The 23,575-nt window shown below is 64.5% G+C and carries 22 protein-coding genes; 15 read left to right on the forward strand and 7 right to left on the reverse strand.

Going from position 1 to position 23,575, the window contains the following annotated elements; translation table 11 throughout:
• Window positions 1-136: 136 nt before the first annotated feature.
• The 3 genes from KI612_RS19190 (at window position 137) to KI612_RS19200 (ending at window position 3,362) form a co-directional block, all read left to right on the forward strand.
• On the forward strand, window positions 137-1,744 hold the full coding sequence (locus KI612_RS19190; RefSeq protein ID WP_226441658.1) for a helicase HerA-like domain-containing protein: 1,608 nt from the start codon (window positions 137-139) through the stop codon (window positions 1,742-1,744).
• Window positions 1,745-1,866: 122 nt separating this feature from the next.
• A complete protein-coding gene (locus KI612_RS19195) occupies window positions 1,867-2,676 on the forward strand; it encodes a peptidoglycan recognition protein family protein (RefSeq protein WP_226441659.1) in 810 nt (269 codons plus the stop codon).
• Between the two features lie 119 nt (window positions 2,677-2,795).
• On the forward strand, window positions 2,796-3,362 hold the full coding sequence (locus tag KI612_RS19200) for a Tll0287-like domain-containing protein (protein ID WP_226441660.1): 567 nt from the start codon (window positions 2,796-2,798) through the stop codon (window positions 3,360-3,362).
• Window positions 3,363-3,372: 10 nt separating this feature from the next.
• Here the strand turns inward: KI612_RS19200 and KI612_RS19205 are convergent, their stop codons facing one another.
• A complete protein-coding gene (locus tag KI612_RS19205; protein ID WP_404818067.1) occupies window positions 3,373-3,747 on the reverse strand; it encodes a bacteriohemerythrin in 375 nt (124 codons plus the stop codon).
• Between the two features lie 140 nt (window positions 3,748-3,887).
• Complete coding sequence (locus KI612_RS19210; RefSeq protein WP_226441662.1) at window positions 3,888-4,781, reverse strand: LysR family transcriptional regulator; 894 nt, start codon at window positions 4,779-4,781, stop codon at window positions 3,888-3,890.
• Between the two features lie 100 nt (window positions 4,782-4,881).
• On the opposite strand from KI612_RS19210, the gene KI612_RS19215 reads away from it, so the two are divergent.
• From KI612_RS19215 to KI612_RS19240, 6 genes are read left to right on the forward strand one after another with little or no spacing between them, the layout of a single operon-like run.
• Window positions 4,882-5,781 (forward strand): DMT family transporter, encoded by a 900-nt coding sequence (locus KI612_RS19215; RefSeq protein WP_226441663.1) that lies wholly within the window; start codon window positions 4,882-4,884, stop codon window positions 5,779-5,781.
• A gap of 23 nt (window positions 5,782-5,804) precedes the next feature.
• Window positions 5,805-6,194: a PTS sugar transporter subunit IIA gene (locus KI612_RS19220; RefSeq protein WP_226441664.1), complete on the forward strand. Its 390-nt coding sequence runs from the start codon at window positions 5,805-5,807 to the stop codon at window positions 6,192-6,194.
• A 1-nt stretch (window position 6,195) separates the two neighbouring features.
• On the forward strand, window positions 6,196-6,465 hold the full coding sequence (locus KI612_RS19225) for an HPr family phosphocarrier protein (protein ID WP_226441665.1): 270 nt from the start codon (window positions 6,196-6,198) through the stop codon (window positions 6,463-6,465).
• A gap of 6 nt (window positions 6,466-6,471) precedes the next feature.
• Window positions 6,472-8,214, forward strand: a complete 1,743-nt coding sequence (ptsP, locus tag KI612_RS19230; RefSeq protein ID WP_226441666.1) for a phosphoenolpyruvate--protein phosphotransferase — start codon at window positions 6,472-6,474, stop codon at window positions 8,212-8,214.
• Window positions 8,215-8,223: 9 nt separating this feature from the next.
• On the forward strand, window positions 8,224-9,051 hold the full coding sequence (locus KI612_RS19235; RefSeq protein WP_226441667.1) for a phosphate/phosphite/phosphonate ABC transporter substrate-binding protein: 828 nt from the start codon (window positions 8,224-8,226) through the stop codon (window positions 9,049-9,051).
• Entirely contained in the window at window positions 9,048-10,961 is a 1,914-nt protein-coding gene (locus KI612_RS19240) for an ATP-binding protein (RefSeq protein ID WP_226441668.1), read from the forward strand. Before KI612_RS19235 ends, KI612_RS19240 begins: the two co-directional genes overlap by 4 nt.
• Before the next feature lie 17 nt (window positions 10,962-10,978).
• Here the strand turns inward: KI612_RS19240 and KI612_RS19245 are convergent, their stop codons facing one another.
• The 3 genes from KI612_RS19245 to KI612_RS19255 are packed head-to-tail and all read right to left on the reverse strand — an operon-like array spanning window position 10,979 to window position 12,809.
• Window positions 10,979-11,389 carry an ExbD/TolR family protein gene (locus KI612_RS19245; protein WP_226441669.1) on the reverse strand — a complete coding sequence of 137 codons (411 nt, stop codon included), beginning with the start codon at window positions 11,387-11,389 and terminating at the stop codon, window positions 10,979-10,981.
• Window positions 11,390-11,392: 3 nt separating this feature from the next.
• Complete coding sequence (locus KI612_RS19250; RefSeq protein WP_226441670.1) at window positions 11,393-12,127, reverse strand: MotA/TolQ/ExbB proton channel family protein; 735 nt, start codon at window positions 12,125-12,127, stop codon at window positions 11,393-11,395.
• 13 nt (window positions 12,128-12,140) lie between these two features.
• Window positions 12,141-12,809: an energy transducer TonB gene (locus KI612_RS19255; RefSeq protein WP_226441671.1), complete on the reverse strand. Its 669-nt coding sequence runs from the start codon at window positions 12,807-12,809 to the stop codon at window positions 12,141-12,143.
• Between the two features lie 272 nt (window positions 12,810-13,081).
• Here KI612_RS19255 and KI612_RS19260 point away from each other — a divergent pair, with 272 nt between their 5' ends.
• Window positions 13,082-14,374 (forward strand): HD-GYP domain-containing protein, encoded by a 1,293-nt coding sequence (locus KI612_RS19260; protein ID WP_226441672.1) that lies wholly within the window; start codon window positions 13,082-13,084, stop codon window positions 14,372-14,374.
• Between the two features lie 10 nt (window positions 14,375-14,384).
• Here the strand turns inward: KI612_RS19260 and KI612_RS19265 are convergent, their stop codons facing one another.
• Complete coding sequence (locus tag KI612_RS19265) at window positions 14,385-14,981, reverse strand: riboflavin synthase (RefSeq protein ID WP_226441673.1); 597 nt, start codon at window positions 14,979-14,981, stop codon at window positions 14,385-14,387.
• A 125-nt stretch (window positions 14,982-15,106) separates the two neighbouring features.
• Here KI612_RS19265 and KI612_RS19270 point away from each other — a divergent pair, with 125 nt between their 5' ends.
• From KI612_RS19270 to KI612_RS19290, 5 genes are all read left to right on the forward strand, one after another.
• A complete protein-coding gene (locus KI612_RS19270; protein ID WP_226441674.1) occupies window positions 15,107-16,246 on the forward strand; it encodes an ABC transporter substrate-binding protein in 1,140 nt (379 codons plus the stop codon).
• Between the two features lie 94 nt (window positions 16,247-16,340).
• Window positions 16,341-17,480 carry an ABC transporter substrate-binding protein gene (locus KI612_RS19275; RefSeq protein WP_226441675.1) on the forward strand — a complete coding sequence of 380 codons (1,140 nt, stop codon included), beginning with the start codon at window positions 16,341-16,343 and terminating at the stop codon, window positions 17,478-17,480.
• A 97-nt stretch (window positions 17,481-17,577) separates the two neighbouring features.
• On the forward strand, window positions 17,578-18,618 hold the full coding sequence (locus KI612_RS19280; RefSeq protein WP_226441676.1) for a branched-chain amino acid ABC transporter permease: 1,041 nt from the start codon (window positions 17,578-17,580) through the stop codon (window positions 18,616-18,618).
• A gap of 112 nt (window positions 18,619-18,730) precedes the next feature.
• Window positions 18,731-20,488 (forward strand): branched-chain amino acid ABC transporter ATP-binding protein/permease, encoded by a 1,758-nt coding sequence (locus KI612_RS19285; RefSeq protein WP_226444318.1) that lies wholly within the window; start codon window positions 18,731-18,733, stop codon window positions 20,486-20,488.
• On the forward strand, window positions 20,488-21,249 hold the full coding sequence (locus tag KI612_RS19290) for an ABC transporter ATP-binding protein (RefSeq protein ID WP_226441677.1): 762 nt from the start codon (window positions 20,488-20,490) through the stop codon (window positions 21,247-21,249). The genes KI612_RS19285 and KI612_RS19290 overlap by 1 nt, the downstream gene beginning before the upstream one ends.
• A 56-nt stretch (window positions 21,250-21,305) precedes the next feature.
• Here KI612_RS19290 and KI612_RS19295 read toward each other — a convergent pair whose 3' ends face one another.
• Window positions 21,306-23,543, reverse strand: a complete 2,238-nt coding sequence (locus tag KI612_RS19295; RefSeq protein WP_226441678.1) for a DUF6600 domain-containing protein — start codon at window positions 23,541-23,543, stop codon at window positions 21,306-21,308.
• Window positions 23,544-23,575: the final 32 nt, after the last annotated feature.

Genomic DNA, 23,575 nt, shown 5'->3' on the forward strand with positions numbered 1-23,575 from the left:
ACAAAGAAGGCGGCATTTTACCTGCAGCGGCGTTTCCCGTCAGAACAGCATGCAGGCCAGCGATTTACCTTCATTGACAATTGGCAGCGCCGGCATTGCTAGAATGCCGGGATACCTTCACGAGGAGTCTGTTGCCATGTCCGAGCCCCTGTACCTTGCCAAGTCCGAAGACGGCTATCCGGCGCTGCTGCCGCAGATGGCGAACCGGCACGGGCTGATCACCGGCGCCACCGGCACGGGCAAGACCGTCACCCTGCAGTCGATCGCCGAACGCCTGTCGTTTGCAGGCGTGCCGGTCTTCATGGCCGACGTCAAGGGCGACCTGTCAGGCATGGGAGTCGCCGGCACCCCATCCGAAAAGCTGCTCAAGCGCATCGCCGAACTCGGCCTCGAGGGTTTCGCGCCCTATGCCAACCCGGTCGCCTTCTGGGACGTTTTCGGCCAGGGCGGCATTCCGGTGCGCGCCACCATTTCCGACATGGGCCCGCTGCTGCTCGCCCGCCTGCTCAACCTCAACGACACGCAGACCGGCGTGCTGCAACTGGTCTTCAAGATCGCCGACGATCAGGGCCTGCTGCTGCTCGACCTCAAGGACCTGCGCGCCATGGTGCAGCACGTCGGCGACAATGCCAAGGAATTCACCACCGAATACGGCAATGTCTCGGCCGCCTCGATCGGCGCCATCCAGCGCGGCCTGCTGACGCTGGACGAGCAGGGCGGCGACCAGTTCTTCGGTGAGCCGATGCTCGACATCAAGGACCTGATGCAGGTCGACGCCAACGGCCGCGGCGTCATCAACGTGCTCGCCGCCGAAAAACTGGTGCAGTCGCCGGCGCTCTACTCCACCTTCCTGCTCTGGCTGCTCGCCGAACTCTTCGAGCAGTTGCCGGAAGCCGGCGACCTCGACAAGCCCAAGCTGGTCTTCTTCTTCGACGAGGCCCACCTGCTGTTCAGCGATGCGCCGCAGGCCTTGACCGACAAAGTCGAGCAGGTCGTCCGGCTGATCCGCTCCAAGGGCGTCGGCGTCTATTTCGTGACGCAGAACCCGCTCGACGTGCCGGAAAAGATCCTCGGCCAGCTCGGCAACCGCGTCCAGCACGCGCTGCGCGCCTTCACGCCGCGCGACCAGAAGGCCGTACAGGCGGCAGCGCAAACCATGCGCGCCAACCCGAAATTCGATGCCGCCACCGTCATCACCGAACTCGGCGTCGGCGAGGCGCTGGTTTCCTTCCTCGACGAGAAGGGCCGGCCGAGCATGGTCGAACGCAGCATCATCTTCCCGCCCGCCTCGCGCCTCGGCCCGCTCAGCGCCGATGAACGCCAGGCCATGATCCAGGCCTCGCCGCTGCTCGCCACCTACGGCCAGACGGTAGACCGCGAATCGGCCTACGAAATCCTGCGCGGCAAACCGGCCGCACAGCAGCCGGCCCCCGGCGCCATTCCGCCCCCGCCGACCGCCGCCCCCGACGTCAACGACTGGGGCAACCATGCCGGCCAGGCCCGCCCGACTGCCAGCCCGCAAGCACGGCAAAGCGCGCCGGCGCCGCAGGCCGGCGGCGGCATACTCGACAGCATCGGCGAAATGCTCGGCGGCAGCACCGGCCCGCGCGGCGGCAAGCGTGAAGGCATGATCGAGGCGGCTGCCAAGAGTGCCGCGCGCGGCATGGCCGGCACGGTCGGGCGCGAACTCGGCAAGCAGATCCTGCGCGGCGTGCTCGGCTCCATCCTGGGCGGTCGACGCTGAAAAAAGGGCGGTTTTCACCGCCCTTCTGTCTTGCGTAAAGCAAGCCGCCGGAATGACCTTGACATTGCCGGCGCGCCATCTACCTTGGGTTGAGGAGCACACTGACCCAAGGAGATGACATCATGGCATACGAAAATGTCGGTCTGGTCTGGACCCCTGATTCACTGGTCGAATATCTCGCAAGCATTGAGCCGCCCGCCTGGTGCCGGGCAATCACCCTGCATCACACCGGTGCCCCGTCGCTTGCCCAGCGACCACGCGGCTTTCTGCTGCAGCACATCCGCAACCTGCGCGACTTTTACCAGAACGAGAAACACTGGAGCGCCGGGCCGCACCTGTTCATCGACGATGACGAAATCTTCGGCATGTGCGACCTGCAGAAAAAGGGCGTGCATGCGGTCAGCTTCAACAGTTCGGCGCTCGGGATCGAAGTGCTCGGCGACTACGACACGGAAGACCCGCTGAGTGGCCGCGGCCTCGCCTGCTGGCAGACCGCGGCGGCGAGCTGCAGCGCCCTGAGCAGCTGGCTGGGACTCAAGGTCAACGCCGAGAGCATCCTGTTCCACCGCGACGACCCGACCACACGCAAATCCTGCCCGGGCAGCAAGGTGAAAAAGGACTGGTTCCTCAAACTGATCAAGACAAGCGGCGCCAACCCGATACCCACAGGTGAAACCGGCAAGCCGGATGTCGGCATGCCATGGGAGCAATGGACCTTCCGTGGCGAACGCTGGTGCGTGCCGGCCTACGCCTTCCTGCTGGCGCACGGCATGAAATCGAAAGACATCGTCGCCAGGCTCAAATCGGCCGGCGGCCTGTTCTTCTTCGCCAGCGAACAACTCGAAGGTGCCTTTTTTGCCGGCAAGGACAGCAACCTCAAGCCCAACCAATGCACCTGGGCACCGGCCCGCGAATTACTGGAACTGCTCTGAGCCGGCGTCGCGCAACCCGAGGCTGTGATGGCGCGGAATTTTCCGTGCCGTTTTCTTTTGCCGGCACGGCGGACAAACGCTTAATATAAGCATTCTCTAATTTTCAAACGGACTCCGCCATGAAAAAGCTTCTCCCGCTCAGCCTGCTGCTCGCCGCCTTGCCCGCCCTGGCCCAGGATATTGCCGCCCTGACCGCAGAAACGAAGAAGGCCGTGCTGCCGGTCGTGCCCAAGGTCGTCAACGCCATGCAGGAAGCAGTGGCCGACAAGGGCGTGGCCGGCGCGATTCCGGTTTGCAAGGAACAGGCGCCGGAACTGATCGCGCAAAAGCGCAAGGAAACCGGCTGGGACATCCGCCGCGTCAGCCTGAAGAGCCGCAATGCCGAACGCGGCACGCCCGATCTCTGGGAAGCCCGCGTCCTCGCCGATTTCAACATCCGCGCCGCACATGGCGAAAAGCCGGAGACCCTGGAAAAGAGCGAGATCGTCACGCTCGACGGCAAGCCCGTGCTGCGCTACATGAAGGCGCTGCCGACCGGTGATGTCTGCCTCAAGTGCCACGGCCCGGCCGAGAGCCTGGACGCAGGCCTCAAGGCTAAACTGGCGGAGAGCTACCCGCACGACCAGGCCACCGGCTATACCAAGGACCAGATCCGCGGCGCCCTGACCGTCAAGCGGCCGCTCTAGGCGAAGCGGCTCAGGAAACGCCGGCCGCCTTGAGGAAAGGCGCGTAGGCGCGGTCCACCTTGAGGATGTGGTGCAGCAACCACTCCTTGAGGAAGTCGAGGACCGGCAGGCCGACGCTTTCACCGCTCTCGAACTGCAGCAGCAACTGCATGGCGGTTGCCGTGAAGGCGTCGTGCTCGGCCTTGTGGGCGGGCGTTTCCGGATAACCCAGGCGCTCGAACAATTCTTCCTCGAGCACGAAGTGGTTCATCGTGTAATCGACCAGGCCCTCGAGAATCTCGCCGAGCACGCTGCGCTCGGGCTCCGCCTTGCTGATTTCGGCATGCAGGCGGTTGGTGGCATCGACCAGCCAGCGGTGCTGGTTGTCGATGGATGCGATGCCCATTGCAAGGGCATCCGTCCATGGCATGAAAGACATCTAATTCCTCCCAGAATCATGAAGCCGGCCCCTTTGTTTTTGTTGGCCGGCGGCAGCGATGTTGCGGCGGCAATGTTAAATGAATTCGCGCCTTTTCCGCAGCCCGCCTAGCCGGTAACGCCCTTGCCGGCGAGATGCTTGAACAGGGCGCTGGCCGCCGGGCTCAGCGCAGCGCGCGAACGCACGCACAGCTGCAGGTCGCGCGGCGCCCAGGCGTCGTTGATTTCGACGGTTTTTATCGCGTCGACCGCTACGCCGGGCGCTGCCGAGCGCGGCACCATGCCGATCCCGACACCGGCCGCAACCATGCGGCAGACGGCATTGAAACTGCGCACCTGGATGCGCACATCGAGATTGCCGCCGAGCTGGGCGGCGGCGTTCATCATGAAGGTGTGGATGGCGCTGCCGGCGTGCAGGCAGACAAAGGGCTCAGCGAGTACCTCGGCAAAATCGACGGCCGGGCGCGCTGCCAGCGGATGCGCTGCCGGCACCACGAGGACCAGGCGGTCGCGCCGGTAGGGCAGGGTTTCCAGTCCGGCCGGCTTGCCCGCCGCGGCCACCACGCCGATCTCGACCTGACCGGCCGCCACCGCCTGGATGATCGCCGGACTCGGCTGCTCTTCCAGGCTGACCCGGATGCGCGGCTGGTCGCGCAGGAAGTCGCCGAGATCCTCGGGCAGGAAGCAGTTGATCGCATTGGTGTTGGCGAACACCGTGACCTGGCTGTTGAGGCCGCTGGCGTAGGGCGCCAGATCGGCATGCATCTGTTCGAGCTGGGCGAAAACCTGGCGCGCGTGGCGCAACAGCGACTCGCCGGCCGGCGTCGGTGCCAGGCCGCGCGCATGCCGGCTGAACAGCGGCACACCGAGCGCCGCTTCGAGCTGGGTCAGGCGATGGCTGGCCGAGGAGGGCGCGAGATGCACGCGCGCCGCACCGCGCGTCAGGCTGCCGCTGTCGGCGATCGCGGCCACCAGGCGCAGATCGGGCAGGTCGTAATACATGGTTTCGTCTCCAGCGAATGCTCGCTTTGGATATTAGCAATTGCCAAGCGTCTGTGCGGCGTATTCAATGGCTACCTGCCCGCCCCCGACGAGAATGACTTTGCCAAAAACGAACGCCCAGCCCAGCCATGCCGCCCTTGGTGCGGGCCTCGCCCTGCTCGCCGCTTTCGGTTTCTCGATGAAGGCGATCTTCGTCAAGCTGGCCTATCCCTACGGCGTCGATGCCATCACCCTGCTCGCCCTGCGCATGGGTTTCGCGCTGCCGGTCTTCCTCTGGGTCGGCCTGGCCGGGCAGAAGGCCGGCCCCAGCCTCAGCCGCGGCGACTGGGGCAAGCTCTTCCTGCTCGGCTGCTGCGGCTATTACGGCGCCAGCATTCTCGATTTCTGGGGGCTGTCCTACATCTCGGCCGGGCTTGAGCGCCTGATCCTGTTCACCTACCCGACGCTGACCATCCTGATCGGCGTGCTCTTCCAGGGCAAACCATTCTCGCGCCGCGAGGGCGTTGCCGTCGTGCTCTGCTATTGCGGCATCGGCTTTGCGTTCATGCACGATCTCGGCCTGAACGAGGCGCGCGATGTCTGGATCGGCGGCGCGCTGGTCTTCGGCTCCAGCGTCTCCTACGCCCTCTATCTGTCGGGCAGCGGGCCGATGATCGCCCGCCTCGGTGCGATGCGCTTCTCGGCCCTGGCAATGTTGATGTCGTCGGCCGTCACCTTGCTGCATTTTGCCCTTGTCCAGCCGTTGACCGCCTTCATCCAGCCTTGGCCGGTCTATGGCTGGGGCCTGGCGATGGCGGTGTTCGCCACCATCGTGCCGGTCTTTGCCCAGTCGGCGGCAATCCGCCGGATCGGTGCCGGGCGCGCTTCGCTGTTCGGCATGGTCGGGCCGCTGCTCACTATCGCCTTCGGCTGGCTGCTTCTCGACGAGCACATTTCGCTTGCCCAGATGGCCGGTGCCGCCCTTGTCGTGGTCGGTATCCTGATCGTCAGCCGGCGCTGAAAAAGGGCGGTAGAATCCGACGCATGATCGGAATTCTACTCATCACCCATGGCAGCTATGGCGAGGCACTCGTCCAGAACGCCTGCCACGTCCTCAACAAGCGCCCGGTCCAGCTCAACCAGCTCGGCGTTGCCGCCCAGGACGACCCGCTCGACCTCCTGCCGCTGGCCCGCCAGATGCTGCAACTGGTCGACAACGGCAAGGGCGTACTGGTACTCACCGACATCTTTGGCGCCAGCCCGGCCAATCTCGCCCTCAAGCTGCTCGAACCGGGTCGCATCGAAGGTATTGCCGGCGTCAATCTGCCGATGCTGCTGCGCGCCCTGACCTACCGCGACAAGGGCATGGAAACCCTGCTGACGCGCGCCACCAGCGGCGGCCGCGACGGCGTCATCAACATGCAGGAATACTGAAATGCAGACCACGGAAACCGAAATCATCAACAAGCTGGGTTTGCACGCCCGCGCCTCCGCCAAGCTGACCCAGCTCGCCGGCAAATATCAATGCGAAGTCTGGATGAGCAAGGGCAGCCGCCGCATCAACGCCAAGAGCATCATGGGCGTCATGATGCTGGCCGCCGGCAAGGGCTCGAAAGTGACGCTGGAAACCGATGGCGCCGACGAGACCGAAGCCATGGCCGCGCTGCTCGCGCTGATTGCCGACTACTTCGGCGAAGGGGAGTAAAGCGCCATGAGCTTTACCCTGCACGGTCTCGGTGTTTCAGGCGGCATTGCCATCGGACGGGCGATGCTGATGTCGCACGCAACGCTGGAGGTATCGCACCTGACCATCGCACCGCGCATGGTCGACAAGGAAATTGCCCGCTTCGAAGCCGCCGTCGCACTGGTCAAGAGCGAACTGCTGACCATGAAGGAAACCACCGAGCACGCCCCGGCCGAGCTCGCCGCCTTCATCGACATCCACACCATGTTCCTGGAGGACCCGGAGCTGGTCGACAAGCCGTGCGAGATCATCCGCGAGCGGCGCTGCAATGCCGAATGGGCACTGGTGCAGCAGATGGAGCATCTGGTCGGACAGTTCGAGCAGTTTGACGACCCCTACCTGCGCGAGCGCAAGTTCGACGTCGTCCAGGTCGTCGAGCGCGTCATCAAGGAACTGCTCGGCCGCCCCGGCAAGGCGGTGCTCAAGCCGGCCAAGGGGATCAAGGAAGAAAGCCGCATCGTCGTCGCGCACGATCTGTCGCCGGCCGATGTCATCACCTTCAAGGATCACCGTTTCGCCTCCTTCATCACCGATGTCGGCGGCGCCACCTCGCATACCGCCATCCTCGCCCGCAGCCTGGCGATCCCGTCGGTGGTCGGCATGGAGAACGCCCGTTCGCTGATCCGCGACGGCGAACAGATCATTGTCGATGGCACGCGCGGCGTCGTCATCGTCAATCCGGACCCGCGCGTCCTTGAAGAATACCTGCTGCGCAAGAACCAGATCGAGCTCGAACGCTCCAAGCTCAAGCGTCTGATCACCGCCAAATCGCAGACCCTCGACGGCGTGGACGTGCAACTGTTTGCCAACATCGAACTGCCGGGCGACGTGCCGATTTCGCTCGCTGCCGGCGCCGAGGGCATCGGCCTGTTCCGTACCGAATTCCTCTTCCTCGACCGTGGCGACATGCCGGACGAGCAGGAACAGTTCGAGGCCTACAAGAAGGTGGTCAAGGGCATGGCCGGCCGGCCGGTCACCATCCGCACCTTCGACCTCGGCAACGACAAGGACATCCGTCCCGACAACAACGCCAACGACCGCGTGCACACCAACCCGGCCCTCGGCCGGCGCGCCATCCGCTTGTCGCTGGCCGAGCCGCGCATGTTCCAGACGCAGCTGCGGGCCATCCTGCGCGCCTCGAAATACGGCCCGATCAAGCTGCTCATCCCGATGCTGGCGCACGCTCACGAGATCGACCAGACGCTGGCCGCGCTCGAACAGGCCAAATCCAGCCTGCGCGGCGAGAAAATCAGCTTCGACGAGAACATCCAGGTCGGCGGCATGATCGAGATTCCGGCTGCAGCACTGGCCGTCGGGCTCTTCCTGCGCCGCCTCGACTTCCTGTCGATCGGCACCAACGACCTGATCCAGTACACCCTGGCCATCGACCGTTCCGACGAACAGGTCGCCAGCCTCTACGACCCGCTGCACCCGGCGGTGCTGATGTTGATCGCGCATACGCTGGCGAGCGCCGAAAAGGTCGGCATCCCGGTCTCGGTCTGCGGCGAAATGGCCGGCGATACCGCGCTGACCCGCCTGCTGCTCGGCATGGGCCTGCGCATTTTCTCGATGCATCCGTCGCAGATCCTGCAGGTCAAGAGTCACGTCCTCAAATCCGAAATCAACGAGCTCACCCCCGCTGTTCGCCGCATGCTCCGCCTCGACGAGCCGGCCAAGCTGCGCGAAGCGCTCGAAAAGCTCAACAGCTGAGGCATCGCCATGCTTGCCAGAAAAATATTCGGGCTGCTGCTTCTGTCGGCCAGCCTTTTTGCCTCCATCGCCCACGCCCAGGGCAGCAGCTTCAAGATCGGTATCGCCCCGCACACCAGCGCCCGCGTCATTCTCGAAATGTACCAGCCGCTGCGCCTGCATCTCGAGCGCACCCTGGGTCAGCCGGTCGACATCCAGACCGCCCCCGATTTCACTGAGTTCGGCCGCCGGGCACTGAATCAGGAATACGATCTGGCAATCACCACCGGGCACCAGGCCCGCCTCTTCCAGACCGATGCCGGCTATCTGCCGCTGCTCACCTACAAGGCCGAGTTCAAGGCCGTCGCCCTGGTCACGAAGGACAGCAAGTACCGCAAGCCGGGCGACCTCAATGGCGCGACTGTGCTCGCCCTGTCGCCGTCGTCGCTGGTTTCGATGTGGGGCGTGCGCTGGCTGAAAAGCAACAATATCAAGGAGTTGACCGTACGCTACGTATCGGCGGCCGACAGCGTCAGCCGCCAGGTACTGGCCGGCGACGCCGCGCTGGCCTTCACCTCGCTGGCCAACTTCCAGAAACTCCCGGCCGAGCAACAGGATGCCCTGCGCATCGTGGCGGAGAGCGAAGCCATGGCTGGCCGCATCTATTTGCTCAACAAGCGCCAGAGCAGTCAGCAGGCCAGGATAGATGCCGCGTTGTGGTCATTTGCCGGCTCGGAAGAGGGCCGGAAATATCTTGAGCAGAACAAGCTCGAAGGCTATCGCAAGCTGCGGCCGAAGGAACTCGAAGCGATGGAACCCTACGCGGCGGAAACCCGGCAGATTCTCAAGGGCAAATGATGCATTTCCTCCCCCTGCGCACCGTCCGGGGAAAACTGCTGCTGCTGGCCATTGCCGTCGAAGCGCTGATGCTGACGCTGCTCGTCGCCAACAGCCTGCGCCTGCTCACTGACAACATGGGCACCCAGGCCAGGATACATGCCGAACAGATTGCGCCGGTGCTGATTGCCGCCATCGTCGCGCCACTCGCCCAGCGCGATTACGCCACCGTGCAGGCCGTGCTCGACGAGAGTTCGGCCGTCGATGGCATCGACTACCTTGCGGTCACCGATATCAGCGGCAAACGCCTGGCCAGCAGCGGCTGGCCGGCCGATCAGGAACTGCCGCTGCCGGACAAGGAATTCCATCTCTTCGACAATGAAAAGGCGTCGCCACGCTATGACGTGATGATTCCGGTCGACGCCTATGGCCAGAAACTCGCCATCCTGCATTTCGGCCTCAGTCTCAAGCAGATCATCCAGGCACATGGCCAGCTGTTCAAGCAGGGGGTCGGCATCGCCCTGCTTGAAATCATTCTCTCGGCCGGCCTGATGGCCTTGCTCGGTTATTTCCTGACCCGCCACCTGAGTGCCCTGACCGTCGCCAGCCGGGCGGTCGCCGCCGGCAACCTGACGCCACCGCCGGTACCGGAAGGCGATGACGAGGTCGGGCATCTGGGTGCCACCTTCAATGCAATGTCGCGCGCCATCGCCGAACGGATTCGCGAGCTGACCGAAGCGCGCGACGAGGAAAAGCGCCTGGCCCAGGCCGCCGAGGCCGGCGCCCGGGAAAAGACCGCCTTCCTGGCCACCGTCAGCCACGAAATCCGCACGCCGATGAACGGCATTCTCGGCATGACCGATTTGGCCCTGTCTACCGAGTTGACCGCCGAGCAGCGCGAATACCTGACCTGGGTCAAGCTCTCCGGCGAAAGCCTGATGCGCGTGCTCAACGACATCCTCGACTTCTCCAAGATCGATGCCGGCCAGCTCAGCCTGGAAAAAGTCCCGCTCAATCTGCCCGCAATGCTCGACAGCATGGTCGGCATCTACTCGGCCCAGGCCAGCGAAAAAGGCCTGACCCTGAGCTGGCAGGCTGCCCCTGACTTGCCCGCCCAGATCGTCAGCGACCCGGTCCGCCTGCGCCAGATTCTCAGCAATCTCGTCGCCAACGCGCTCAAATTCACCGAGCACGGCAGTGTCAGCATCCGGGTCAGCGCCGAGCCGCTGGCAACGGTCGACGCCCTGAAACTGCACTTTTCCGTCGTCGATACCGGGATCGGCATCCCGTCCGACAAACTGGAAATGATCTTTGCCCCGTTTTCCCAGGCGGAGAGCTCAACCACGCGCAAGTACGGCGGCACCGGCCTCGGCCTGGCAATTGTCAGCCGTCTGGTCAAGTTGCTCGGCGGCGAGATCAATGTCGTCAGCCAGCCCGGCCAGGGCAGCACTTTCAGCTTCTCGATCAACTGCCGGATGAGCGAAACACCACACGCCAGGGCCAGTGCCCCGGCCAGCACGCCGGTCCCGGACAACAGCCTGGCCGGCAAGAAAATCCTGCTCGTCGAAGACACACCGGTCAACCAGATTCTCGGCCGGAAATTGCTCGCCAAGTTCGGCTGTGAGGTTACCCTTGCCGAAGACGGGCTGCAGGCGCTGGCCGCCTGCGCCACCGCGGATTTCGACCTGGCCCTGATGGACATGCAGATGCCCAATATGGACGGCCTCGAAGCAACCCGCCAGCTACGTGCGCGCGAACGCGAATCCGGCCGGCCACGCCTGCCGATCATTGCACTCACCGCCAATGCCATGAGTGCCGACCGCGACAACTGCCTGGCGGCCGGCATGGACGATTTCATCGCCAAGCCCTTCCGCGCCGACAGCATGCTGGAAGTCATCCGCCGCCATTGCTTGCCGGAAAACCCGGCATAAGCAGGGATCGCCAGCGGTCAACGTGCCGGATCGGTCAGAAATGCAATCTTGACGATGTGGGCACGCTGCGCCGCGGCCATCACGTCGGCCACCTTTTCGTAGCGCACGCCGCGATCGGCGCGCAGGTGCAGCTCGGGCTGGCGCGCGCTGGCTTCGGCAAAGCGCGCATCGAGATCGGCCCGCGCGATGGCGGCGCCGTCCCAGAAGATATTGCCGTCGGCGTCGATCGCCAGCTGGATGACGACTGGCTTGTCTTCGAGCTTGGTCGCGCTGACCTGTGGCAGGTCGATCGGCACCGCCTGGTGGAAGAGCGGTGCGGTGATGATGAAGATGACGAGCAGGACGAGCATCACGTCGACCAGCGGCGTCGTGTTGATCTCGGCCATCGGCTGGCCGCTGCTGCTCTCGTCGAAACTGCCGAAAGCCATGGCTCAGCCCTGCCGGTTGCCGCGCGCGGCGTCGAGACTGACCAGATTGGCATTGCCGCCAACGCGCACGCCGGTGGTCAGGTAGGCATGCAGGTCGTGCGCGAAACCGTCGAGCTGCACGGCGACCAGGCGATTGGCGCGGGTAAAGGCATTGTAGGCAAGCACCGCCGGAATCGCGACGAAGAGGCCAGCCGCGGTCATGATCAGCGCCTCGCCGACCGGCCCGGCGACCTTGTCGAGTACCACCTGCGTCGCGCCGGAGAGGCTGACCAGAGCGTGGTAGATGCCCCACACCGTGCCGAACAGGCCGATGAAGGGCGCGGTTGATCCGACCGAGGCGAGGAAGGTCAGGCCGCGCTCGTTGCGGGCCTGGGTATTGACGATGTGCGAGCGCATCGCGCGCGTCACGAACTCGCTGGCATTGACGCCGGCACCGATGCCGCGCGCCGCATTCTGCTGGTGCGCCTGGGCGGCATGTGCGCCAGTCAGCGCCAGACCGGAAAACACGCCGGAGACATCGTCGCGACGCAAGCCTTCGAGTGCCTCGGGCAGGGAATCGGCATTCCAGAACCCGGTCAGCGCCCGCTCCTGTAGACGCGAGGCGCGCCACAAGGAGAGCAGCTTGCTGACAATCACCGACCAGGAAGCCAGCGAGAGCAGGGCGAGAATGACTGCCGTGGTGTGGGTGACCAGATCGCCTTGACCCCAGAAGTGGGCCAGGCCCATTTGCGATTCCATATTTGTCCTTTCCTTATTCGAGCGCGAAGGTGACCGGCACGATCACCGAGGATTCAACCGCTTCATCGCCGCGCCGGGCCGGCACGAAGCGCCAGCGCGTCACGGCATCCAGGGCCGCCGTATCGAGACGGCTGAAACCGCTGGAACGTGAGACTGCCACCTCCAGCGCCGCGCCCTGCGGGCTGACCCGGACCTTCAACAAAACCTTGCCCTCTTCGCCATTGCGCCGCGAAATCGCCGGGTATGCCGGCTTCGGGTTATGCAGGTAATCGGCATCGAAACGGGCCGCGACGACGGCGACCGGCGCCGGCGGTGCAATCGCCGGCGGGGCGGGCGGGGCCGGTGGCTGCGGCGCGACAACAAAGGTCGCCGGCGCTGCCATCGGCGTTTCGACAGCAAGGACCGGCGCCGCCTGCACCGGCTTGTGTACCTGCGGCACCGCCTTCGGTGGCGGCGGCAAGGGCCGGGCCGGCAGATCCGGCTTGCGCTCCTCAAGCATGGGCAGCAGGCGGACGCTGATGCTGGTCGGCAGTTCGACCAGTTCGTTCTTCACCGAAACATAAAGCGCCGCGTAGAGCAGCAGCAGATGCAGCGCCAGCACGACCAGCCCGTTGATCAGGCGCTCGCCGAGCGTCGCCTTGACTTCGGAACGATCCAGCGGGGGCAGCGAAACGGCAGTCACAGTAGAGGGCAATCGGTGAAATGGACAAAACCCGCGAAAAACAGGGGTTTGGGGTGCGCGAATTCTAAGGCTTGGGGCAGGAGATGCAAGTGTGGCAAATTGTCGCAGAAAGTGGCGCCATCAAGCTGATTTGCCCTTAATCAATTGTCTTGGCTTTGCGCACCCACCGGCTCATACTTCCCGGATATCGACCGACTGGCAATAGCGGCCGAAAACCGCGAATCGGCGGCCGTTACGACCGATGTGAGCGCGGAGATCCGAAGAGAAAAGACATGCAGAACACGCCGCATTACATCGAAAAAATTGTCGCCCTGTCGCAAAGACACCCGGTCGTCACGGTGCGCCCGGTGCACGCCGAGAATGGCATCAAGCTGATCAACTCCGGCGTACACATTTCAGACTCCTTGTACGACAAGCTGGTCAATCACAAACTGCTGCTCCCTCTTGATGAATGCCTGTCGGTCGACAACGCGGTCAGTGCCGATTCCATCGCCGAGACGATTGCAAACCTGATCGATGAAACGGCCTTCGGCGAACTACTCTGCAGCAGCAGCGAAAAGACAAAGCTGGTCGATATTTTTGCCCGTCTGCCGATCAATCCCGTGCTCGCCTTCAAGTTGACCGTCGCCAGGGAAGAAGCCCCGAAAATCTATCGGCACAGCCTCGAGGTGGCACTCTGTGCCGCCGTGCTCGCCATGCATACACACGCGCCACAGCATGAAATCACCAATGCGGCAGCAAGCGGACTCTTTCACGACATCGGCCTGCTTCACATCAATTCGGAGTTTCTCGATGCGGAGCATTCCCTCACCGACCAGGAACGGCATCACATCTATGCTCACCCGGTGCTCGCCCATCTGGTGCTCGAGCGTTTTCCGGAGTGGGCGCAGGAAGTCGGCCGGGCCGTGCTCGAACATCATGAGCGGCTTGACGCCAGCGGTTACCCGCGTGGCCTTGACGCCTGCGAAATCAGCACGCTCGGCCAACTACTGGCAGTAGCCGAGCTTGCCGCGACCTTGATCTCGGGCAAGAGCGGCACACCGGCGCCGGAAGACATCCGCGTCATCCTGCGCCTGAACCAGGGCAAGCTCAACCATCAGTTCGCCAATGTCCTGATTGCCCGCTTCCTGCCGGAAAGCACTGCCCGGCAGCCGCAAACCTATGGCCAGACCCTGTCCAGCCTGGTCGAGATATCGACCAGCATCCAGGACTGGCAGTCGATTGCCCGCCTCCATGGCGAGCATGAAATCGTCATGCTGATCAGTCAGCGCATCGAACGCCTGGAAAGAGATCTGGCCGACTTGGGCGTCGACCTGCAATTCTGGGGAATGATCGATACCGGCCTGCATGAGGACGGCTCCTCCCTGCACGAACTGGCCATGGCTGCCCAGGAGGGACGCTGGCAGTTGCGCGCCATTGCCCAGGAAATTCACCGCCTGTGGACGACGCTGTCGCCCATTCACCCGCTGGCCCGCGAAAGTATCTGGGCCTGGTCGCAGCGCGCCGACCGTCCGCCCCAGGCAACACTCGAAGCCCGGGCAAAACAGGCCCAGGCCACCGGTTGACCGCTGGCGCTCAGTCCGCCTTGTCGGCGCTGAGCAGACGCTCGCAGTAGCGGGCGAGCAGGTCGATCTCGAGATTGACCCGGCTGCCGGCCTGCAGGTATTGCAGCGTGGTGTTTTCCAGCGTGTGCGGGATCAGGTTGATGGTGAAATCGGTGCCATTCACGTCATTGGTGGTCAGGCTGGTGCCGTTGACGGTGATCGAACCCTTGCGCGCGATGAACTTCGCGATGTCCTTCGGGGCGCGGATTTCGAGCAGGCGGTTGTCGCCGACCGGATCGAAGCGCAGCACTTCGCCGACGCCATCGACGTGGCCGGAAACCAGGTGACCGCCGATGACGTCGTTCAAACGCAGGGCTTTTTCCAGGTTGACCGGACCGGGCGCATCCAGACCGACGGTGCAGGACAAGGTTTCGGGCGAGACATCGACCATGAATTGACTGCCTTCGCGGGCAACCACGGTCAGGCAGACGCCGTTGTGGGCGATCGAGTCGCCGAGCTGAACTTCGCCGATATCGAGCTTGCCGGCGTCGACGGTCAGGCGGTAGCCGACTTCGCGCGGCGTCAGATGGGTGATGCGGCCAACCGCCGCGATGATTCCAGAGAACATGGCAGAACCTGTTGTGCAGAAAACGCTGACTTTAGCATGAGGCATGGCCTGGACGACTTGCGGGAAAAGCCGGCAGGGCATACTGTTTTCACCTTTGCAGAATCAATTCACTATAGGGAGACAAAATGAAGCAAAAATTGCTCGCCACGCTGCTCGCCGCATTCGCCGCCAACGCCCTGGCCGACATCAATGTCGGCGTGACCCTGTCGGCCACCGGGCCGGCCGCTTCGCTCGGCATTCCGGAAAAGAACACCATCGAGCTGCTGCCGAAAACCATCGCCGGTCAGAAGGTCAACTACATCGTGCTCGACGATGCTTCCGATACGACCACGGCGGTCAAAAACACGAAAAAGCTGATCAGCGAGAGCCGGGTCGATATCGTGATCGGTTCGACGACGACGCCCAATGCGCTGGCCATGATCGACGTCGCCGCCGAAAACGAGACGCCGATGATCGCGCTCGCCGCCTCGGCACGCATCGTCGAACCGATGGACGACAAGCGGCGCTGGGTGTTCAAGACGCCACAGAACGATGCACAGATGTCCACCGCGATCATCGAGCACATGACCAGCAACAACGCGAAGAGCGTCGCCTACATCGGCTTTTCCGACGCCTACGGCGAAGGCTGGTGGAACGAATTCTCCAAGCTGGCCGAAGTGCGCAAGCTCAAGCTGGTCGGCAACGAGCGCTTCAACCGCACCGACACCAGCGTCACCGGCCAGGTCCTCAAGCTGCTTGCCGCCAAGCCGGACGCCATCCTGATCGGCGGCGCCGGCACGCCGGCCGCGCTGCCGCAGAAGTCGCTCAAGGAAAAGGGATTCAAGGGCCTGATCTACCAGACGCACGGCGTCGCCAACAACGACTTCCTGCGCGTCTGCGGCAAGGATTGCGAAGGCACCGTGCTGCCGACCGGCCCGGTGCTGGTTGCGGCGCAACTGCCGGCCGACAACCCGGTCAAGAAAGCCGCCAGCGAATATGTCAGCAAGTACGAAGCCGTGCATGGCAAGGGCAGTATCAGCGCCTTCGGCGGCTATGCCTGGGATGCCGGCCTGCTGCTCGGCAATGCCATTCCCGCGGCACTGAAAAAGGCCCAGCCGGGCAGCCGCGAGTTCCGCCTGGCGCTGCGCGATGCGCTGGAAGCAACGAAGAACCTGCCGGCTGCGCACGGCGTCTTCAACATGAGTCCGACCGATCACCTCGGCTTTGACCAGCGCGCCCGCGTCATGGTCAACATCCAGGACGGCGCCTGGAAGCTGGCTAAATAGCAACGACTATCTCCGCCAAGGCGCGGCCGGGCAGGAGTCCGGCCGCTACCGTGTTAAAATTTCGTCTTTTCGACATCCGTCCATGGAGCAAATCATGTCCAAAAAGCTGGCTCTGGCTGTTCTCGCTGCATTCTCTGCCGCCGCCTTCGCTGACATCAATGTCGGCGTTTCCGTTTCAGCCACCGGCCCGGCTGCCTCGCTCGGCATCCCGGAAAAGAACACGATTGCCCTGCTGCCGGCCAGCATCGGCGGCCAGAAGGTGAATTACATCGTCCTCGACGATGCCACCGACCCGACCGCTGCCGCCAAGAACATCAAGAAGCTGATCAGCGAAAACAAGGTCGATGTCGTGATTGGGTCGAGCACGACGCCGAACTCGCTGGCCATGATGGACGTAGCGGTCGACAACGAAACGCCGATGATTTCCATGGCCGGCTCGGCGATCGTCGTCGAACCCATGGACGCCAAGCGCCACTGGGTCTTCAAGACGGCCCAGAACGACGCACACATGGCGACCGCCATCGTCCAGCACATGACCGACAAGGGCGTACAAAATGTTGCCTTCATCGGCTTTGCCGATGCCTACGGCGAAGGCTGGTACAAGGAATTCGCCAAGATCGCCGAAGCGCGCAAGCTGAAGATCGTCGCCAGCGAACGCTACCAGCGCAACGACACCTCGGTGACCGGCCAGATCCTCAAGATCATGGCTGCCAAGCCGGATGCCATCATGGTCGGCGGCGCCGGCACGCCGGCCGTGCTGCCGCAGAAGGCGCTCAAGGAAAAGGGCTACAAGGGCCTGATCTATCAAACGCACGGCGTCGCCAACAACGACTTCCTGCGCGTCGGCGGCAAGGACGTCGAAGGCGCCTTCCTGCCGGTCGGCCCGATGGTCATCGCCAACCAGCTGCCGAACGACAATCCGGTCAAGAAGTCGGCCCTGGAATACGTGAACAAGTACGAAGCCGCCTACGGCAAGGGCAGCGTCAGCTCCTTCGGCGGTCACGCCTGGGACGCCGGCGTGCTGCTCGGCAGCGCCATTCCGGTCGCCCTCAAGAAGGCCAAGCCGGGTAGCGTCGAGTTCCGCCGCGCCCTGCGCGATGCCATCGAAGGCACCAAGAACCTGCCGGCCGCACACGGCATCTTCAACCTGACGCCCAACGACCACCAGGGATATGACCAGCGCGCCCGCGTCATGGCCACCATCGAAAACAACGCCTGGAAACTGGTCAAATAATCTAGCCGCTCCACGCTGGCCCAATCCCGCCGCCGGCCGTGATCCCACGGCCGGCGGTGCATTTTTGCCGGCGCCGGCAAGCAGCCATCGGTAAGCCATGGACCTTCAAATCCTTCTTCTTCTCGGCCAGGACGGCATCACCAACGGGGCCATCTACGCCCTGCTGGCGCTTGCGCTGGTGCTGGTCTTCGCGGTCACCCGCGTCATTTTCATCCCGCAGGGCGAATTCGTCGCCTACGGCGCCCTGACCCTTGCCTCGCTGCAGGCTGGCAAGGTGCCGGGCACGATCTGGCTGCTGGTCGGGCTGGGCGCGACCATCGCCGTGCTCGACGGCTTTCAGCTGCTGCGCGAAAAACGCTACGCCAAGCTGCCGCCGCTGCTCATCTTCAATGTCGGCCTGCCGCTGCTCGCTGCTGCCGGCTTGTTCGCCATCCCGCCGACCGAGCTGCCGCTCTGGCTGCAGGTGGTGATTGCCATGCTGCTCGTCGTGCCGCTCGGCCCGATGATCTACCGCCTTGCCTTCCAGCCGCTGGCGAACGCCTCGGTACTCGTGCTGCTGATCGTCTCGGTCGCCGTGCACGTCGCGCTGATCGGCCTCGGCCTGCTCTTCTTCGGCGCCGAAGGCTCGCGCACGCCGCCCTTCACCGAAATCAGCTTCGAGCTGGCCGGCGCGCCGCTGCAAGGACAGACCGTGCTCGTCGTCGTCGCCTCGGCGGCACTGATCATCGGCCTCTATTTCTTCTTCGAGCGCACCATCTACGGCAAGGCGCTGCGCGCCACCGCGATGAACCGCACCGGCGCCCGCCTGATGGGCATCCCGCCCGCCCTCGCCGGCAAGCTCTGCCTGACGCTGGCGGCCGCGATCGGTGCCTTCTCCGGCATCCTGATTGCGCCGATCACCACCATCTACTACGACTCCGGCTTCCTGATCGGCCTGAAAGGCTTCGTCGGCGCCATCATCGGCGGCCTCGCCTCCTATCCGGTCGCCGCGCTCGGCGCCATCCTGGTCGGCCTGCTCGAATCCTATTCGTCGTTCTACGCCAGCGCCTTCAAGGAAGTCATCGTGTTCACGCTGATCATCCCGGTGCTGCTGTGGCGCTCGCTGACCTCCAAGCATGTCGAGGAGGAGGAAGAGTGATGCGCCACCGAGCAGGGGCCCCGCTTGGCGGGGATGCGAGTACGGCGCACCGCGCTTGTCGCCGACAGACAGAATTTTCAATCATGCACAACCTTTCGGAGGCGACCGAGTGATGCGCCACCTCCCGCTCGCCATTTTCATCGTCCTGCTCGGCATTGCGCCGCAGGTCCTGCCCGAATTCCACGTCACGCTGCTCAACTACATCGGCCTCTACGCCGTCGTCGTCGTCGGCCTCGTGCTGCTGACCGGGGTCGGTGGTCTGACCTCGTTCGGCCAGGCGGCCTTCGTCGGGCTCGGCGCCTACACCACTGCCTACCTGACCACGAGCTACGGCTTCTCGCCGTGGGCGACCTTGTTCATCGGTCTTGTCCTGACCGGCAGCGTCGCCTTCCTGCTCGGTTTCATCACCCTGCGCATGGGCGGCCATTACCTGCCGCTCGGCACCATTGCCTGGGGCATCAGCCTGTATTTCCTGTTCGGCAATCTCGAATTGCTCGGCGGCCATACCGGCATCACCGGCATCCCGGCCGTTTCGCTGTTCGGCTGGGACATGAAGTCGGGGCGTGAATTTTTCTACCTGATCTGGCTGGTCGTGCTGCTTGCCATCCTGGCCGTGCGCAACCTGCTCGATTCGCGCCAGGGTCGTGCCATTCGCGCCCTCAAGGGCGGCAGCGTGATGGCCGAGGCGATGGGCGTCAATACGCCGCACACCAAGATCGTCATCTTCCTGATCGCGGCGCTGCTCGCCAGCATCTCGGGCTGGCTGTACGCGCACCTGCAGCGCTTCGTCAATCCGACGCCGTTCGCCATCGCGCAGGGCATCGAATACCTGTTCATGGGCGTCGTCGGCGGCATCGGCCACGTCTGGGGCGCCGTGCTCGGTGCCGGCCTGATCACCATCCTCAAGCAGTGGCTGCAGGACTGGCTGCCGCAGATTCTCGGCCAGAGCGGCAATTTCGAGATCATCGTGTTCGGCATCGCCATGGTGCTGATCCTGCAGAAAGCGCGCGACGGCCTGTGGCCGGTCATCCTGCGCCGCCTGCCGGCTCGTTCGCTGCAACGTGCCGTGCCGCAGGCGGAAATGCTGCCCAAACGCGCGGCTAACGCCGCCGGCACCGTGTTGCTGACGGCCGAGGAAGTCACCAAGCGTTTCGGCGGCCTGGTCGCCAACAACAACATGTCGCTGTCGGTACAAGCGGGCGAAGTGATGGCGCTGATCGGCCCGAACGGCGCCGGCAAGAGCACGATGTTCAACTGCATCTCGGCGGTCAGCCCCGCCACTTCCGGCAAAATCGCCTTTCTCGGCGAGTCGACCGGCAAGCTGCTGGCACGCGACATCGCCCGCCGCGGCATGAGCCGCACCTTCCAGCACGTCCGCCTGCTCGGCAACATGAGCGTGCTCGAAAACGTCGCGATCGGCGCCCATCTGCGCGGCAGCAAGGGCGTGCTGGCCGCGGCACTGCGCCTCGACCGTGCCGAAGAGCAAGGCCTGCTCGCCGAAGCCGCCCGCCAGATCGAGCGGGTCGGTCTCAAGGACCACATGTTCGATGCGGCCGGCAGCCTGGCACTCGGCCAGCAGCGCATCGTCGAAATCGCCCGCGCGCTCGCCTCCGATCCCTGCCTGCTGCTCCTCGACGAACCGGCCGCCGGCCTGCGTTACCAGGAAAAGGTCGCGCTCGGCGAACTGCTCAAGAAACTGCGTGCCGAAGGCATGGGCATCCTGCTCGTCGAACACGACATGGATTTCGTCATGGGCCTGGCCGATCGCGTCGTGGTCATGGAATTCGGCGAGAAGATCGCCGAGGGCAAACCGGAAGAGGTCCAGCGCGACCCGAAGGTGCTCGAAGCCTATCTCGGCGGAGTCGAATGATGAGCAAGCACGCACACCTGCACGACCACGAGGTCATCCTCGACGTCAAGAACCTGCGCGTCGCCTACGGCAAGGTCGAGGCGCTGCACGAAGTGAACCTGACCATCCGGCGCGGCGAAATCGTCACCGTGATCGGCCCGAACGGCGCCGGCAAGACCACCTTGCTCGCCTCGCTGATGGGCCTCTTGCCGGCCGACGGCGAGATCGTCTACATGGGCCATGCCCAGGGCCGCGAACGCGAAGTCGAAACCCTGGTCCGCCAGGGCATGACGCTGGTTCCGGAAAAGCGCGAGCTGTTCGCCGAAATGAGCGTCGAAGACAACCTGCTGCTCGGCGCCTTCGACCGCTACCGCACCGGCCACCGCGACCAGATGGAAACCATGGACGAGGTCTTCGAGCTCTTCCCGCGTCTCGAAGAACGCCGCGCCCAACTGGCCGGCACGTTGTCCGGCGGCGAACGCCAGATGCTGGCGATGGGCCGCGCCCTGATGGCCAAGCCCAAGCTCTTGATGCTCGACGAGCCCAGCCTCGGCCTGGCACCGCTGATCATCAAGGAAATCTTCCGCATCATCGCCGAACTGAAACAGACCGGCGTCGCCATCCTGCTCGTCGAGCAGAACGCGCGCGCCGCGCTGCAGATCGCCGATTACGGCTACGTGCTGGAAACCGGCGAAGTCTCGCTGTCCGGCCCGAGCGCCGAACTGGCCGCCGACCCGCGCGTCATCGAGGCCTATCTCGGCCTCGGTCACAAGCAAAAGTAAAAACGGCTTTTTTTACCGGTCGACCGCTGCGGCCGACCGGTTTTCATTTTCAGCAATCAACGCTCGTCGCGCTCGCGCCGACGTTCGCCACGCTTGTCGCCCTGCGGCGCTTCGCGAGCCGGGGCGGGCGCGGCCTGCGGCATTTCGCGCTGACGCGGCATGTCGACCGGACGTTGCATCTCGCGTTCCTGTCGCGAAAAATCCGGGCGCTGGATTTCGCGCTGGCGAACTTGCGGCTCGACAGCAGCAGGCTGGAATGCCGGCGCCTCGCGCACCACGGGCGGCCGCCACTCTTCGCGAACGACGGGCATTTCCTGGGTTCTCGGTAGGTCGACCGGACGGGCGACTTCGCGCTCCCGACGTGTGAAACCCGGACGCCGGCTGTCACCATCCTGGCGCGGCATATCGCCGCCCGCAGATGGTTGCGACGGGTTTTCACGCAGCACAGCCGGACGCCGCTCTTCACGCATCGCCGGCATTTCCGGTGTTTTTTGGGCGTCGACCGGACGGACCACTTCACGCTCCTGACGCGTGAAGCCCGGACGCCGGCCGTCACCATCCTGGCGCGGCATATCGCCGCCCGCAGACGGTAGCGACGGGTTTTCACGCAACACAGCCGGACGCCGTTCTTCACGCACCGCCGGCATTTCCGGTGTTTTTGGCGCGTCGACCGGACGGGCGATTTCGCGCTCCGGACGCGTGAAGCCCGGACGCCGGCCGTCCCGTTCCTGGCGCGGTGCATCGACAGCGGGCAAGGTTTGCGGCGACAGCGAATTTTCACGCACAACGGGGGGACGCCGCCCATCCTCGCTACGTTCGGGCAAACGACCGGGCATCACGTCACGTCGGCGACCATCGGCATCGCCCGCCGGCATGCCATCACGACTGCGCGGCTCACCCTGCAGCACAGGCTGACGCGCCACATCATCGCGCCGGAACGGCCGGCCTTCAGCAGACGGCATGCCTGCGTCGCGGCGGCTCTCATCACGCAACTGGCGCCCACCGGCCGGCGGCCGCAACACGTTGTCGGGCGCGGCGCGAACCTGCGGCGCCCGCTCCAGATCACGCCGCTCGTGCCGCCCCATGTCGCCGGCGTTGATCGGCCGTCCTTCGCGCAGGAAGGCCGAAGGCACGACCGTCACTGCTTGCGGCAGGGCGCGATGGACATAGGATTGCGGCGGACCATGGCGCATTGCCCGGTCAACCAGGCCCATGTCGCGGATATGCGCATGGTTGACCCGATGCACATAGGCCGAACTGGCATGAAAACCGGGCACATAGACTTCGCGCGGCGCGAGCGGGAACCAGCCGACCGCCGGCGCCGCACCAAAACTGAAACTGGCGCTCCAGCCCGGATTGCCGATCCAGGCCACCAGGGCCGGCGCATAGACCGGACGGGCAACATACGTTCCCGGCGCCCAACCCCAGCGCCCGCGCACCTGCACCCAGCGGCCGTAATGGAAGGGGGCAAACCCCCAGGGGGCCTGATCGACCCAGGTCCAGCCCCAGGGCGCAACCCAGACCCAGCGCCCGACCCGGTAGGGCGCCCAGTCGTCGGCGACGGCGCGCGGATACCAGACGGCACCGTATTCGGTCTGGGCTTGCCAGTCGCCGTAAGCGTCCAGATCCTGGTAACCGGTCATCGCCGGTGAAACATGGCGCCGTGACTGGCTGGCGAGGGCGGCATTCTCGCGCTCGGCAACCCAGTAATCGAAGGCGTCGCGGTCGTAATCGGCCGCGCTGCGAAGCGGTTCGCCGGCGTAGAGGCTGGCCTTCTGGCCCGCCCGCACCGGCGTGTTGCGCTCGCCGTCATTGAACATCGCCTGTCCGGCCTGGGCGGTCAACTCGGTGTGATCGGAGAAAACGTCGATGCGAAAACGCCCCGGCGTCGCAAAGCGGATACGGCCTTCCGGCGTCTGCACCGTCACGTCGTTGCTCTGCTCGGGGTCGAGAATGCTCACCGCCAGCGTGCCGCGCAGCAGCTGCAGCCTGACTTCGCGATCATCGAGCACCGGAAAGGCGAGGCTGGTACCGCCGGCCAGACGAAAAGCCGTGGAGCCGACCCAGACCTCGGCACGGCCGCGGCGTTCACTCTCGAGTAGCGCACCGCTGCTGATCGGCCAGTTGATGCTGGCCGGCCCGCCTTCGTCGTCACGGTCAACCCGGAAATTGACGCCATTTTCAACCAGCGCCAGACGCCCGACCCGGGCCGGTGGATCGGCCTGCGCCGTCGCTGAGGCCAGCACGGCAAACAGGATCAGGAACAGACGCAAGTAAAGAGGCAGGCGGCGCATAGCAAACTCCGGACATTCAGGCGGTGAGATGA

The sequence above is a fragment of the Quatrionicoccus australiensis genome (assembly GCF_020510525.1).
In the GTDB taxonomy this organism is placed as follows: domain Bacteria; phylum Pseudomonadota; class Gammaproteobacteria; order Burkholderiales; family Rhodocyclaceae; genus Azonexus; species Azonexus australiensis_B.